11 protein-coding genes are annotated in these 14,242 nt (G+C 63.2%); 7 read left to right on the plus strand and 4 right to left on the minus strand.

What is annotated here, in order from left to right; all coding sequences use genetic code 11:
- The first annotated feature begins 55 nt into the window (after nt 1-55).
- The 6 genes from catA (at nt 56) to APH27_RS06485 (ending at nt 6,860) form a co-directional block, all read left to right on the plus strand.
- Nucleotides 56-970, plus strand: coding sequence for a catechol 1,2-dioxygenase (catA, locus tag APH27_RS06460; protein ID WP_060484312.1), 915 nt, complete (start codon nt 56-58; stop codon nt 968-970).
- Between the two features lie 174 nt (nt 971-1,144).
- Nucleotides 1,145-2,344, plus strand: a complete 1,200-nt coding sequence (locus APH27_RS06465; protein ID WP_060484313.1) for a benzoate/H(+) symporter BenE family transporter — start codon at nt 1,145-1,147, stop codon at nt 2,342-2,344.
- Nucleotides 2,345-2,399: 55 nt separating this feature from the next.
- Nucleotides 2,400-3,650 (plus strand): OprD family porin, encoded by a 1,251-nt coding sequence (locus APH27_RS06470; protein ID WP_060484314.1) that lies wholly within the window; start codon nt 2,400-2,402, stop codon nt 3,648-3,650.
- A gap of 93 nt (nt 3,651-3,743) precedes the next feature.
- Nucleotides 3,744-4,799 carry a metal-dependent hydrolase gene (locus APH27_RS06475; protein WP_027917226.1) on the plus strand — a complete coding sequence of 352 codons (1,056 nt, stop codon included), beginning with the start codon at nt 3,744-3,746 and terminating at the stop codon, nt 4,797-4,799.
- A 69-nt stretch (nt 4,800-4,868) separates the two neighbouring features.
- Complete coding sequence (locus tag APH27_RS06480; protein ID WP_027917227.1) at nt 4,869-5,780, plus strand: LysR family transcriptional regulator; 912 nt, start codon at nt 4,869-4,871, stop codon at nt 5,778-5,780.
- A 99-nt stretch (nt 5,781-5,879) separates the two neighbouring features.
- On the plus strand, nt 5,880-6,860 hold the full coding sequence (locus tag APH27_RS06485) for an LLM class flavin-dependent oxidoreductase (RefSeq protein ID WP_060484315.1): 981 nt from the start codon (nt 5,880-5,882) through the stop codon (nt 6,858-6,860).
- A 146-nt stretch (nt 6,861-7,006) separates the two neighbouring features.
- Here APH27_RS06485 and APH27_RS06490 read toward each other — a convergent pair whose 3' ends face one another.
- Both APH27_RS06490 and APH27_RS06495 read right to left on the minus strand, forming a co-directional pair.
- Entirely contained in the window at nt 7,007-8,104 is a 1,098-nt protein-coding gene (locus APH27_RS06490; RefSeq protein WP_060484316.1) for an alkene reductase, read from the minus strand.
- Nucleotides 8,105-8,320: 216 nt separating this feature from the next.
- The gene (locus APH27_RS06495; protein WP_060484317.1) at nt 8,321-9,331 is read right to left on the minus strand and encodes an aldo/keto reductase; all 1,011 of its coding nucleotides are present in this window, start codon (nt 9,329-9,331) and stop codon (nt 8,321-8,323) included.
- A gap of 164 nt (nt 9,332-9,495) precedes the next feature.
- Here APH27_RS06495 and APH27_RS26320 point away from each other — a divergent pair, with 164 nt between their 5' ends.
- A complete protein-coding gene (locus APH27_RS26320) occupies nt 9,496-10,905 on the plus strand; it encodes a hypothetical protein (RefSeq protein ID WP_156335852.1) in 1,410 nt (469 codons plus the stop codon).
- Between the two features lie 54 nt (nt 10,906-10,959).
- Here APH27_RS26320 and APH27_RS06500 read toward each other — a convergent pair whose 3' ends face one another.
- Nucleotides 10,960-12,480, minus strand: a complete 1,521-nt coding sequence (locus tag APH27_RS06500) for an FAD-dependent oxidoreductase (protein WP_060484318.1) — start codon at nt 12,478-12,480, stop codon at nt 10,960-10,962.
- A 367-nt stretch (nt 12,481-12,847) separates the two neighbouring features.
- Entirely contained in the window at nt 12,848-14,176 is a 1,329-nt protein-coding gene (locus APH27_RS06505) for an MFS transporter (RefSeq protein ID WP_060484319.1), read from the minus strand.
- Nucleotides 14,177-14,242: the final 66 nt, after the last annotated feature.

Below are 14,242 nucleotides of genomic sequence, written 5' to 3' on the forward strand. Positions count from 1 at the left end.
CCGCGACGACCGCTGATTCCAGCCTTTTGCACAAGAACAAGATGAGGTAACCATCATGACCGTGAAGATTTCCAACACTGCCGACATCCAGAAGTTCTTCGAAGAAGCCGCCGGCTTTGGCAATGCCGAGGGCAGCCCGCGGCTGAAGCGCATCATTCAGCGCGTGCTGCAGGACACCGCACGCCTGATCGAAGACCTGGAAATCACCGAAGACGAGTTCTGGCACGCCGTCGACTACCTGAACCGTCTTGGCGGGCGCGGTGAAGCCGGGCTGCTGGTGGCAGGCCTTGGCATCGAGCACTTCATCGACCTGCTGCAGGATGCCAAGGACGCCGAGGCCGGCTTGAGCGGCGGCACCCCGCGCACCATCGAAGGCCCGCTGTATGTGGCCGGCGCGCCGCTCGCCCAGGGTGAAGTGCGCATGGACGACGGCAGCGAGGAGGGCGTGGCTACCGTCATGTTCCTCGAAGGCCAGGTGCTCGACCCTCAGGGCCAGCCGCTGGCCGGGGCCATCGTCGACCTGTGGCATGCCAACACGCGTGGCACTTACTCGTTCTTCGATCAAAGCCAGTCGGCGTATAACCTGCGCCGCCGCATCGTCACCGATGCCGAAGGCCGCTACCGCGCCCGCTCCATCGTGCCGTCGGGCTACGGCTGCGACCCGCAGGGCCCGACCCAGGAGTGCCTGGACCTGCTCGGCCGCCATGGCCAGCGCCCGGCCCACGTGCACTTCTTCATTTCGGCACCCGGCCACCGCCACCTGACCACGCAGATCAACCTGGCCGGGGACAAGTACCTGTGGGATGACTTCGCCTACGCCACGCGTGACGGGCTGGTGGGTGAGGTGGTGTTCCATGAAGGGGCTGAAGGCCGCCATGCCGAGTTGAAGTTCGACTTCCAATTGCAGAAAGCCCTTGCAACCGAGGATGAGCACCGCAGCGGGCGTCCTCGGGCACTTCAGGAAGCCTGATACACCGCGCTGGCTTCTTCGCGGGCAAGCCCGCTCCCACAGGATCACCACAAACCTATGGATGTGCGCCATCCCTGTGGGAGCGGCGGTTCGGCGCCCCGATTCACCCGCGAAGCAAGCAACACAGAACAAGAGCCTGCCACCAAGGCCGGCCTGAGCCTTGCGAGAATTCCCATGAAAACCCTGCTCAAGGACTGCTCCCTGTCAGCCCTGGTCGCCGGCTGCATCGCGACCCTGATTTCCTACGCCGGCCCGCTGGTGATCATCTTCCATGCCGCCGAAGCGGCCGGCCTGTCCCACGGCATGCTGTCGTCCTGGGTCTGGGCCGTGTCCATGGGCAGTGCCGTGCTTGGCGCCTTGCTCAGCCTGCGTTATCGGGTGCCAGTGGTGATCGCCTGGTCCATCCCGGGTTCGGCGCTGCTGGTCACCGCCTTGCCGCATCTGGGCCTGGAGCAGGCGGTGGGTGCGTACCTGGTGGCCAACCTGGTCCTGCTGCTGATTGGCATCAGCGGGGCCTTTGACCGCATCATTGCGCACCTGCCAGGCGCCATCGCGGCCGGCATGCAGGCCGGCATTCTGTTCAGCTTCGGTATCGAGGTTTTCCGGGCACTGCCGGTGCAGCCCGTGCTGGTCCTGGCAATGTTCACCACCTACGTGCTGATGCGCAGGCTGCAACCGCGGTACGCCGTGGCAGCGGTGCTGTGTGCAGGCGCCGTGGTGACCTTGGCCAGCGGTGCCTTTCGCAGCGAGGCGCTGGTGCTGGAGTTGGCTTCGCCACAGTGGATCACCCCGCAATTCAGCCTGGCGGCAACTTTCAGCCTGGCGCTGCCCATGGTGCTGGTCGCGCTGACCGGGCAGTTCATGCCGGGCATGGCCGTGCTGCGCAACGCCGGTTATGGCACGCCGGCCAGCCCGTTGATCAGTGCCAGCGCGTTGGCGGGTGCGCTGCTTGCACCGTTCGGCTGCCATGGCCTGAACCTCGCAGCCGTCACCGCCAGCCTGTGCACCGGCCCAGAGGCCCATGAAAGCCCGCGCCGTCGCTACGTTGCGGCCGTCGCTGGCAGCGCTTTGTACCTGCTGCTGGGGGTTGCCGGGGCAACGTTGATGTCGTTGTTTGCCGCGTTCCCGGCGGCATTGATTGCCGCCCTGGCTGGCCTTGCCCTGTACGGCGCAATCAGCGAGGCCTTGGCGCGCAGCCTGGCCGAACCCAGCGAACGCGATGCCGGGTTGTTCACCTTCCTGGTCACCGCTTCGGGGGTGTCTTTCCTTGGCCTGTCGGCGGCGTTCTGGGGGCTGCTGTTCGGCCTGCTGGCCCATGCGCTGCTGCGCTTGCGCCGCCCGCCACCCAGGGAGGTGCTGCGCCGCACGCCCTGAAAACCCGTGTTCCCCCGCGCTTATTCCATAACAACAAGATCAAGAGAGCTTCGGAATGAACCACACCCCTTGCGTTGCCATCGGGCTGACTTTGCTCAGCCCCTCCTTGCTCGCCGCCGAAGGCGGTTTCTTCGAGGATGCCAAAGCCAGCCTCAGCGCCCGCAATTACTACTTCAGCCGTGACTTTTCCGATATCGTCGGTGCCAACCAACAGTCCAAGGCCGAGGAGTGGGCGCAAGGCTTCATCCTCGACTTCAAGTCCGGCTACACGCCGGGCCCGGTTGGCTTTGGTGTCGATGCCCTGGGGCTGCTCGGCATCAAGCTCGACAGCAGCCCGGACCGGGTCAACACCGGTTTGTTGCCGGTGCACGGTGATGGCCGCGCAGCCGACGAGTACAGCCGCATCGCACCCACCTTCAAGGCCAGGCTGTCGAAGACCGAACTGCGCGTGGGCGAATTGCAACCCAACCTGCCGGTGCTGACCTTCAGCGATATCCGCCTGCTGCCGCCGAGCTATCAGGGCGCCAGCATCAGCTCGGCGGAAATCGACGGGCTGACGGTGCAGGCCGGGCACCTGACCAGCACGCACCTGCGCAACGAGGGCGGCGACGGCAAGATGAACGCCATGCTTGGCCATGTACCCCAGCGCCAGGCCGAGAGCGATGCCTTCAACTATGCGGGTGGCGACTATGCGTTCAATGCCAACCAGAGCAGCGTCAGCCTCTGGTACGGGCAGCTTGAGAACATCTACCACCAGGGGTTCGTTGGCCTGAAGCACAGCAAACCATTGGGGGACTGGGTGCTGAGCGCCAACCTCGGCTATTTCACCGCCCGCGAGGATGGCGATGCGCGGCTGGGGAGGATCGACAACCAGGCGTTCTTCTCGATGTTCAGCGCCCGGCATGGTGGCCACAGCTTCCACGCCGGCTACCAGGGCATCTATGGCGATAGCCCGTTCCCACGGGTGTTCGCCAACATCTCGCCGTTGGGCAATGAAGTGCCGACCTATGAGTTCGCCTATACCGACGAGCGCTCGTACCAGGTGCGTTATGACTACAACTTCGCGGCGATGGGCGTGCCAGGGTTGACGGCAACGGTGCGCTACATCACCGGCAACAACGTCGACACGGGCCAGGGGTACGAGGGCAAGGACCGCGAGCGCGACCTGGACCTTGGCTATGCCGTGCAGAGTGGCGTGCTCAAGGGGTTGGGTATCAGGGTGAGGAATGCCATGGCGCGGTCCAACTATCGCACTGACATCGACGAGAACCGGTTGACCCTGGTGTACACCTGGCAGCTGTTCTAAGGCATTACCGGCCATTTGTTGTCACACAGCAACGATTGCGTCACCTAGGTATCGGGGGTTAGGTTTCCTCAATTGTCATTGAGGAAACCTGACGTGGACTCCATCACCCAAGCCGTGCTCGGTGCTGCGCTGCAAGGCACGGTGCTCGGCCGCATCCAGGGCCGTCGATCGCTCATCTATGGCGCTGCACTGGGCACCGTGCCGGACCTCGACGTGGTCATTCGCTACGCCGACCCGGTGTCGCAGATGACCTACCATCGCGGCTTCTCCCATTCGATCTTCGTCCTCACCGGGCTGGCCTTGTTGCTGGCCGTGTTGGTCAACCGGCTTGCCCGAACGCGGTGGCCCGACAAGGGCTATACCCTGGCGCGGCTGTTCCTGGCGTTCTGGCTGGTGCTGGTAACCCACCCCATCCTCGATGCCTTCACGGTCTACGGCACCCAGCTGTTCTGGCCGCTGCAGTTCACCCCGCTGAGTTGGGCGGCAGTGTTCATCATCGACCCTGTGTATACCGTGCCGCTGTTGCTGGCTGTCCTGTACGCCGCCTTCAAAGGGTTGAAGGCGAGAGCCGTGCAGGTGTTGAGCCTGGCGTTGGTGTTCAGCACAGCCTACCTGGGGTTTGGTCTGGCCGGGCGCATCGCCGCCGAGCAGCGTTTTCAACTGGCGCTCGAGCAGCAAGGCATCCAGGCAAGCGAAGTACGCGCCGTGCCAATTGCGTTCAACAGCCTGGTCTGGCGGGTGCTGGCCAAGACCCCGGATGGTTTTTATTACGAAGGTATCAGCAGCACGTTTGATCGCGAGCCACCGGAAATGCAGCGCCTGCCACTGAACCTGGAGGCGGGCAATGCCCTGCAGGATGCGCCTTTGCTCGAACGCCTGCGCTGGTTTACCGGAGGCTGGCTGCGTTATGACGTGGTCGGCGACCAGCTTGTGGTCACCGACCTGCGCATGGGCATCCCCGGCAACTACACCTTCCGTTTCAACATGGCCCATCGCGATAGCCAGGGGCAGTGGGTTGCCGACACGCCAAGCCGTGGGGCCGGCTCTGGTATCGGAGCGATGCTGCACAACGGTGACCTGGCGTTGATCTGGCGGCGCATCCTCGACCAGCAACCGCCGTTGCCGTTGGCCGCCTGGAGCGAGCGTTGAGCGCATGCCCTTGCAATACTGCGATTCGCACCCATTTAAGCCGGCCTTCAGTATGCCCAGGAACCCGCCATGGAACCCAACCGCTTCGGCGACATCGCTGCCTTCGTCAGTGCCGTGAAGGCCGGCAGTTTCACCGCCGCGGCGGCCAGCCTGGGCCTGACCCGCTCGGCGGTTGGCAAGAGCATCGCCCGCCTGGAAGCGCGCATGGCGGTGCGCCTGCTCAACCGCACCACGCGCAAGCTGAGCCTGACCGATGAGGGCCTGGTGGCTTTCGAGCGCTGGCGGCAGATTCTCGACGACCTGGACGAGGTGGAAAGCACCATGGCGCAGCGCCGCGGCAAACCCACCGGCACCTTGCGCCTCACCGCACCGCTGTCGCTCGGCCAGCGTCATGTACTGCCGATTCTCGATGCCTACCTCAAGCAGTGGCCAGACCTGCGGGCAGACATTCGTTTCACTGACCGTTTCGTCGACCTGGTCGAGGAGGGCGTCGACGTTGCCGTGCGCATCGGCGCGCCCAAGGAAGATTCGCAGCTGTTGACCCGCACGGTCGCCTGGCAGCAGTTCGTCACCTGCGCCTCGCCCGAATACCTCGGCCAGCACGGCGTGCCGCAGGTACCAGCGGACCTGTACGGGCATGACAAGATCACCTTCCTGGCTGGCGAGAAGTCGATGCCCTGGCGCTTCCATACCGCCGAAGGGCTGCACCTGTGCGAGGAGCCCGGGCGGTTGAACATCGACAGCTCCGAGGCAATGCTCGACGGCGCACGGGCCGGTTTCGGCCTGATTCACCTGCCGACCTACATCACCGGCAACGACCTGCGCGCAGGCACGTTGGTGGAGGTGTTGCACGCCTACCGGCCCCCGGCAGATCCGATCCGCGTGGTTTACCCGAGCAAGCGACACCTGTCGCCACGTGTCCGCGGGTTCATCGACCTTCTGGTAGCGAGCTGGGAGCAGGGTGTGCCCTGGGAGGATTGATTGGGGACTGCCGGGCCCGTATATGGGGCCTGAGTTCGGGTTTATCCCTGATGTAGCAGCGCAGACACTGGCGTCACTGATAATCCATCTGGAGACTCCATGACTGCCCTGTCCGTACTGGATCTGGTCATGATTGGCGAAGGCAAGACCTTCGCTGACGCGATCGAAGAATCCCGCCAGCTCGCTCGCCATGTCGAGCAGCAGGACTACCACCGCTACTGGATCGCCGAGCACCACGACATGCCCGGCATCGGTTCGGCTGCCACCGCGCTGGTGATCAACGAAATCGCCAATGCCACCCAGCACATTCGCGTCGGTGCCGGCGGCATCATGCTGCCCAACCACGCACCGCTGGTAGTTGCCGAGCAGTTCGGCACCCTCGACACCCTGCACCCGGGCCGTATCGACCTCGGCCTGGGGCGCGCGCCCGGCACCTCCGGGCCGACCGTGCGGGCCTTGCGTGGCGCCGCGCCGGAGCGCGACTTCAGCCAGGACATCGCCGAGCTGCGCGACTACCTGGCCGACAACGGCAAGCGCCAGGTCCGCGGCGTACCGGGGGCGCACGAGGTACCGGTGTGGATCCTCGGCTCCAGCCTGTTCGGTGCCGACCTTGCAGCGAAGCTGGGGTTGCCTTACGCCTTTGCTTCGCACTTTGCGCCGCGTTATCTGCTGCAAGCGATTGCCCATTATCGAGCGAACTTCCAGCCTTCGGCGCAACTGGCCAAGCCTTATGTGATGGTGGGCGTGAACCTGTTCGCCGCCGACAGCGATGCCGAAGCGGATTACCAGGCCAGCTCGCACCGCAAGTGGATGCTGGACTTGCACGTCGGGCGTTTTGGCTTGTTGCCCAAGCCGCAGGAAGGGTATGTGCAGAGCCTGCCCGGACACGAGCGGGCGGTACTGGAGCAGGTGATGGCCTGCAGCATTGCCGGTGGGCCAGAGCGGGTGCGTGAGGGGCTGCGGTCGCTGATCGAGCAGACCGGCGCGGATGAGCTGATGATCGACTGCCGGATCCATGACCCGCTGGCGCGGTTGCGCTCGCATGCTTATGCGGCGCGAGCATTGGCCGAACTCAGTTAACCCTCACTGGCCTCTTCGCGGGTAAACCCGCTCCCACAGGGATTGCACAGACTTCAAGCAGTGTGCAGTGACTGTGGGAGCGGGTTTACCCGCGAAGAGGCCAGAACAGGCAAAAAGAAGGGAGCGCAGCGGCTCCCTTGACAGTATCAGGCCTGCTTCAGGAACGGATAATCCGTATACCCCTCAGGCCCATTGGCATAGTCGAACTGCGCACGATGCTCGTTCAACGGCGCCTGCACCCGCAGCCGCTCCACCAGGTCCGGGTTGGCGATGTAGCTGCGCCCGAACGCCACGGCATCGATCAGGCCACGACCGATCAGGTCTTCGCCTTTCTCGGCGGTATACGCACCCGCAGCGATGATCACGCCGGGGTAGGCTGCCCGAATCTGCTCACGGAATGAATCACGCAGCGGCTTGCCACCCGCCCAGTCTGGCTCGGACAAGTGCAGGTAGGCGAGGTTGCGCTTGGCCAGTTCCTTGATCAGGTACAAGCCGGCAGCCTCCTGGTCCTCGCCGTTGTCCACGCCATTGAAGCCACCCAGCGGGAACACACGGATACCAATGCGATCAGCGCTCCAGCTGGCGATCGCCGCGTCCACGGCTTCGAGCACGATACGCGCACGGTTCTCAATGCTGCCGCCGTAACGGTCTTCGCGCTGGTTGGCGCTTGGGGTAAGGAACTGGTGCAGCAAGTAGCCGTGGGCGGCATGCAGTTCGATGAAGTCGAAACCGGCCTCACGGGCGTTGGCGGCAGCCTGGCCGAAGTCGGCAACGATCGCGGCAATCTCGTCTTCGCTCAGTGCACGGGGTGCGGAGGTTTCCACCCGCATCAGGTTGCCTTGTTCGTCGCGCAGGGTGGTGCGGGCGTTGGCCGGCAGGGCCGACGGCGCAACCGGCGCTTCACCGTCGGGTTGCAGGGAGGTGTGCGAAACGCGGCCCGTGTGCCAGACCTGCACGGCGCTGTGGCCGCCTTCGGCGTGGATGCCTTGGTTGACCACTTGCCAGGCGGCGATCTGCTCGGCGCTGTGAATACCTGGCGAGCCGGAGTAACCCTTGGCCTGGAAGGAGATCTGCGTGGCTTCGGTGATGATCAGGCCGGCGCTGGCGCGCTGGCGGTAGTACTCGGCCATCATCGGCGTGGGTACATCGCCAGGTTCGAGGCTACGCAGGCGGGTGAGCGGGGCCATGAACACGCGGTTGGGCAGGGTAAGGGGGCCAATCTGCAGAGGTTGCAAGAGTTTCATTGCTGCTCCAAAGGTGAAAAACCAATGGCGCGAACGATACCGGGATGATTGGGGAAAGGGGGGACCGGGACCCCGGCGCAGAGCTCCCCAATGGCTTTTGCCTGCACTGGCCTCTTCGCGGGCACGCCCGCGCCCACCGGGGTATCACTGCCTTGAAGAGGGTGGTGACCCTGTGGGAGCGGGCGTGCCCACGAAGAGGCCAATGCAGGAGAACGCTCAGCGACGAGCCAACCGCCCACTGACAAAATGCGCGACATCATTGAACCCTGGCGTCGACGCATGCCCCGGTGTCACCAGCGAATCAATGAATGCCTCGTCTTCTGCCGTGATCTGCACCGCCAGCGCCCCGCCGTAGGTATCCCACTGCGCCTCGGTGCGCGGCCCGACGATGGCCGAACTCACCAGCTGGCTGTTCAGCACCCAGGCAATGGCGAACTCGACCATCCCCACGCCCTTGGCCTGCGCGTAATCCTGCAGTTGCCGGGCAATGGCCAGCGACTCCTGGCGCCATTCCACCTCCATGATGCGTTTGTCCTGGCGCGCCGCCCGGCTGCCGGCTTCGGGCTCGGCCCCCGGTGCATACTTGCCGCTGAGCACCCCGCGAGCCAGCGGGCTGAACGGCACCACGCCCAGGCCGTGATACGCGGCGGCGGTCATCTGCTCCGGTTCGGCCTGGCGGTTGACGATGTTGTACAGCGGCTGGCTCACCACCGGCTTGGCCACCCCCAGGCGCTCGGCGATGTTGCAGAGCTCGGCAATGCGCCAGCCGCGGTAATTGGACACCCCCCAGTAGCGGATCTTGCCTTGCTGCAGCAGGTCACCGATGGCGCGCACGGTCTCTTCCAGCGGCACCTTGTGGTCTTCGCGGTGCAGGTAGTAGATGTCCAGGTAGTCCAGGTGCATGCGTGTCAGCGTGGCATCGATGCCATTGAAGATGTGCTTGCGCGACAACCCGCTGCGGTTGGGCAGGCCGTCGGTCGGCCCCATGCCGACCTTGGAGGCAACGACCCAGTCCTGGCGATGGCGCGCCACCGCTTCGCCGACGATCTCTTCGGAGCGGCCGGCATTGTAGACGTCTGCGGTGTCGATGAAGTTGATGCCCTGGTCCCAGGCCTTGTCGATGATCCGCAGCGCATCCTCGGTGCTCGTCTGCTCGCCGAACATCATGCTGCCCAAGGTCAGGGCGGAGACTTGCAGGCCGGAATGGCCAAGGGGACGGTACTGCATGATCGAGATCCTTTGAGCAGAGAGGTCCTTCAGCTTTTACACACTACGTCACCCGTTTGGAAGCCAGGCCATGGCGTTTCAGCTGGAAAAGTGACGGTGGCAATAGAGAATTGACTGTGTGAACATTTGCCACATTGAATGAAATGCGACAGGGACAGCCGCCAATGAATCCTCACTTCACCACTCATGAAAATGCTGAGTTGCCGCCTTTGCCGCAGGCTGCGTATGCCCGCATCGATGACATAGAGATAAGTCGGCGTGGAAAGCTCGCCCGGGTGAGTTTTGACATGGTGGACCGTGATTGGTTTGAACGGCATCGTAATGATGTAACTATCGACTTTGAACGCATGCCCCTGTTTCATGCAGAAATCAGTGTGCGACTGGACACCGCGTGCTCTTTCAGGCCACTGACCAATTACATGCGTGATATGTTTGCTGGGTGGCGCCATGCTTGCATCGAACGTGAACAATGCTGGGGACGATGGAGGTGCTACAAGCATTATCGAGTCAATGACTGTCCTCCTTCCCCGGATGAGGGGCAATGGTTTCTCTTGACGCAGTCTAATTCCAAAATTTCACACCATACAAAGATCTATCGAACACTATCGTCGGATTCCGAAAGCCTTAAGATGGAAGTGTCGACGGTACATGACCAAAGGCTGGACGAGGTTTTTCGTCTGGTCGGAGAGCGGCAAGCCTGGTTGGAACAGCCCGAAATGGATCTCCTGAGAGAGGTTGCCTGCGAAGAAGTGGTTGTATTCGATGTAGGGCAAGGCAATGCTAATGGACTGCTAAAAAGAGATCCGGTGAATGGCGGACCATTGCGGCCTACTTTATATTTCGATACCGGTGGTGGTGTCTACAGCAACCAACACACGCGCCCAAGCCAGATAGTGTTGGATCCCAGCGAAGCCGCAGCGATAGTTTTATCGCATTGGGACCAGGATCACTGGGTCGGAGCAACCCTGCATCCCAACTTGGGATTGCTGGGTAAAACGTGGATCGCACCCGATCAGGTGGTGGGGCCGAAGCACGTTGCCTTTTCCGAAACCATCAAGAAAAACAATGGCAGGGTAGTCTTGCTGACCGACACTTCCACGACTGTAGAGCGCCTTGTTTTACATAATGGAAAAGTATTGAAAGTTACCCGGGGGAGTGGCAGTCGGAGAAATGACAGCGGCCTGGTGCTGGCAATTGAGGCCACCACTGATGCAGGTCAGTCTTACAGTATCGTTTTGACAGGTGACTGCGATTACCGATTTTTCAGTCATCTCAAGACCAGTCCGGTAAAGGCTTTGGTCGTTCCTCATCACGGTGCTGCTTTGACCAGTTCTGAGGCCGACATTCCAGCGCCAAGCCAGGCGTCTGTGCTGGTTTACTCTTTTGGCCCTCAGAATGCGAACGGTCCCTCACGTGTCAGGCACCCAACCTCGAGTTGCATGGTACTTCACAGTTCAAAATGGAACCACGGAGATTGGGATCCAGCGAAGCCGGGTTTCACCGATCCAGGCCCACATGTGCAAGCTACCTGTGATCACGTTGGGAGCCGCCGCAACGTGATCATTGCCTGCTGAACGCAGCAGATTAGCCAGTGCAACAAATGCTCGTCTGGAAAAAGGTCGAATCGTTCAACTGATCAGGTTGAGCGCTTCGGCCCGGCTCAACGGCCTCTTCATTCGTTGTGACAACATCGCCATGGCATCCGAGTAACCCTTGGCAATTACCGCCTCGACCTGATCGCCAATGCACTGCAAGGCAACGAAGTCGCCTTTCTCCGGTTCGCCAACAAACGCGATGCGGTCCCAGTCACGCGCATGCCCCAGCACCTCGTAGGTGCGCCCGTGTTGGAAGGTCCAGAAGAACGGTACATCGTTGTAGCGACGCTGCTCGCCCAGCATGTTGGCCGCCGCGATCACCCCGTGTTGCTGGGCCAGGCGCCAGTGCTCGATGCGCACCGGGTGCCCGGCGTGGGGGAAGGTGGCGATATCGCCCGCAGCCCACAGACCATCCGCGGCATGCAGTTCGGCATCCACTTGCAATGACTGGTCCTTGGCCAGTTGCACGCCTTGCACGAAAGCAGTGGCCGGCTTTACACCGGTACCCAGCAGCACCAGGGGCGCGAGCAGCTTTTCGCCATTGGCCAGTTGCACGGCCTCGACCTTGTCTTCGCCCAGGAAACGCTCGACTTCGGTCGGGCCATGGAACACCACGCCCTTGCGTTCATGCAACTGGCGAATGGAGCGCCCGATGCGCTCGCCCAGCTGTTTGGCCAAAGGCACTTCGTGGCGGGTGACCACATGCACCTCGGCGCCATATTTGCGCAGCGCCGCGGCAGCTTCCAGGCCAATGAAGCCGTCACCGACGATCACCACGGGCTGCCCGGGTTCGGCAGCATCGAGCAGGCGTGAGGCATCCTCGCGCGAGCGCAGGGTCATGATGCCGGGCAGGTCTACACCTGGCAGTGCCGGGCGCAGTGGCTTGCCGCCAGTGGCCAGGAGGGCGGCGTCGTAATCGATGTGGTGCCCGTCGGCGAGGGTGATCTGGCGCTTTTTCGCATCCAGTGCAAGCACCTTCCCGAAGCGCCGGTCCAGCTGGCCTCTGCGCAGCTGGTCGGGCTCGAGCAAGGCTGACACCTCGTCGGGCGCCATCTCCCCAGCGATGACGAATTTGCTCAAGGCAGTGCGGTCGTAGGCCGGTTGTCGCTCTTGATCGAGCCAGATCAGGTGCCCGCCAAAACCGTGGTCGAGCAGCGTGGCGACTGCCGCCGAGCCGGCCGCACCGGCACCGATCACCACGAAAGTACGCGCGTCGCTGTGCCGAGGTGGCTCGCTTTTCGGCATCGGCTGATCATCGACCCACACCTCACCGTCCTTGACCCACGCCCTGTACCTGCGCAGGCCAGTCAGCGCGGGTGGTTCACACACCGCCCCCTCATCGACGGCAAACGCGGCCTTGTGCCAGGGGCAAACCAGCAGGCCGCCGCAGATAACGCCTTCTTCCAACGGGGCGCCTTCATGCGGACAGTTGCCTTGGTAGGCATGTACCTGATCGCCTTGGCGGATGAGGATCATTTCTTCGTTGCCGGCCTGGACGCGCAAGGGGCGTTTAGGGTCGAGCTGATCGAGGCGGGCCACGGCGTGCTGGGTCATGGGGCTTCTCCAAAGGGGGGCCTTTGGAACCATTTGACGCCTGGGGTGGGAGGGGTATTCGTTGATCTGACGATCGGTGTCCTTGTGTTCGCCTCGGGACTGGCAGCGCCTGAGCGATCGAGCGCCGCCCGCGCGGCGCATCGCGGATGAATCCGCTCCTACATTTGTTGCAACGTGGCCATGCCTGTGAGGCCATGGTTGTCAGCCTTGTTTGTAGGCTCACGTCATGCGCCAAGGCAGGCGACCATGGCGTTACAGGTTCGGCACGTTGCAACAGATGTAGGAGCGGATTCATCCGCGATGCGCCGCGCGGGCGGCGCTCGATCTCATGGGCGCTGCAAACCTCCCGGCGAACTCACCCAAAAACTCAATGGGTGCGGACAGCACTCAGCGCTCCGGCCCGGGTAACCCGCAAGGCCACCAGGCTACCCAGCACGATCAACGCGGCCAGCGAATACAGCGCCGCATCGGTCGAACCGGTCTGGTCCTTGATGAAGCCGACCAGGTACGGGCTGAGGAAACCGGCCATCTGGCCCACCGAGTTGATGATCGCCAGGCCAGCCACTGCGGCACTGGCGCTGAGCAGCGCGGTCGGCATCGGCCAGAACATCGGCAAGCCGGTGAGGGCGCCCATGGTGGCGATCGACAGGCCGAGGATGGCGACGGTCGGGTTGCCGGCGAAGTTGACCGCGATCAGCAGGCCGACGGCACCCATCAGCATCGGTACCACAAGATGCCAGCGGCGCTCGTTGCGCAGGTCCGCCGAGCGGCCGCAGAGGATCATGAACACGCCGGCCAGCAGGTACGGAATGGCGCTCAGCCAGCCGATCAGCAGCGGGTTGTCGAAGCCCATGCTCTTGATGATCGACGGCAGCCAGAAGTTGATCGCGTACACGCCGCTCTGGATGCAGAAGTAGACAAAACCGAAGGTCCAGATCAGCGGGTTGGTCAACACGGCCAGCACGCTGTCGCCGGTGGTGTTCGGCTTGCTGGCGGCGTCCGCTTCGAGGTCGGCGGCGATCAGCTGGCGTTCGGCCGGGCTCAGCCAGGCGGCTTTCTGGTAACCGTCGCTGAGCAGCTTGATGGCCAGCACACCGAGGGCCACGGTTGGCAGGCCCTGGATCAGGAACATCCACTGCCAGCCGGCCAGGCCATGCTGGCCGGTGGCGAAGTGTTCGAGGATCCAGCCGGAGAACGGTCCACCGAGCAGGCCCGACACCGGGATCGCCGACATGAACAGCGCCATGATGCGGCCGCGGCGGTCAGCCGGGAACCAGCGCGAGAGGTACAGCACCACGCCGGGGAAGAAGCCCGCCTCGGCGGCACCGGTCAGCAGGCGCAGGGTGTAGAACTCGGTCGGGGTGGTGACGAACAGCAGGCAGGTCGACAGGCTGCCCCAGGCGATCATCATCGCCGCAATCCAGCGCCGCGGGCCGAAGCGGTTGAGCGCCAGGTTGCTCGGCAGGCCGCAGAGCACGTAGCCGATGAAGAAGATGCCGGCGCCAAGGCCGTACACGGTTTCGCTGAACTTCAATGCATCGAGCATCTGCAGCTTGGCGAAGCCGACATTGACGCGGTCCAGGTAGTTGAACAGGTAGCAGATGAAAATGAACGGGATCAGCCGCAGGGTGATGCGCCGGTACAGCGCGTTGCGGGTGCTATCGGTGCCTTGGTCAGGGGCGGGGCTGTGTGCCATGATCGGGATCTCTGTTGTTATGATTGTCGCCGCGTCGCCTGTGCCGGCGCTCGCCCTGACGAGTCT

This window comes from Pseudomonas sp. NBRC 111123 (assembly GCF_001320205.1).
Classification (GTDB): Bacteria; Pseudomonadota; Gammaproteobacteria; order Pseudomonadales; family Pseudomonadaceae; genus Aquipseudomonas; species Aquipseudomonas putida_J.

Bases quoted from the DNA above. Each gene is read 5' to 3' on its own strand.
- APH27_RS06490 (WP_060484316.1), bottom strand. From the start codon at position 8,104: ATGAAACTCTTGCAACCTCTGCAGATTGGCCCCCTTACCCTGCCCAAC.
- APH27_RS06495 (WP_060484317.1), bottom strand. From the start codon at position 9,331: ATGCAGTACCGTCCCCTTGGCCATTCCGGCCTGCAAGTCTCCGCCCTG.
- catA (WP_060484312.1), top strand. From the start codon at position 56: ATGACCGTGAAGATTTCCAACACTGCCGACATCCAGAAGTTCTTCGAA.
- APH27_RS06465 (WP_060484313.1), top strand. From the start codon at position 1,145: ATGAAAACCCTGCTCAAGGACTGCTCCCTGTCAGCCCTGGTCGCCGGC.
- APH27_RS26320 (WP_156335852.1), top strand. From the start codon at position 9,496: ATGAATCCTCACTTCACCACTCATGAAAATGCTGAGTTGCCGCCTTTG.
- APH27_RS06470 (WP_060484314.1), top strand. From the start codon at position 2,400: ATGAACCACACCCCTTGCGTTGCCATCGGGCTGACTTTGCTCAGCCCC.
- APH27_RS06505 (WP_060484319.1), bottom strand. From the start codon at position 14,176: ATGGCACACAGCCCCGCCCCTGACCAAGGCACCGATAGCACCCGCAAC.
- APH27_RS06500 (WP_060484318.1), bottom strand. From the start codon at position 12,480: ATGACCCAGCACGCCGTGGCCCGCCTCGATCAGCTCGACCCTAAACGC.
- APH27_RS06480 (WP_027917227.1), top strand. From the start codon at position 4,869: ATGGAACCCAACCGCTTCGGCGACATCGCTGCCTTCGTCAGTGCCGTG.
- APH27_RS06485 (WP_060484315.1), top strand. From the start codon at position 5,880: ATGACTGCCCTGTCCGTACTGGATCTGGTCATGATTGGCGAAGGCAAG.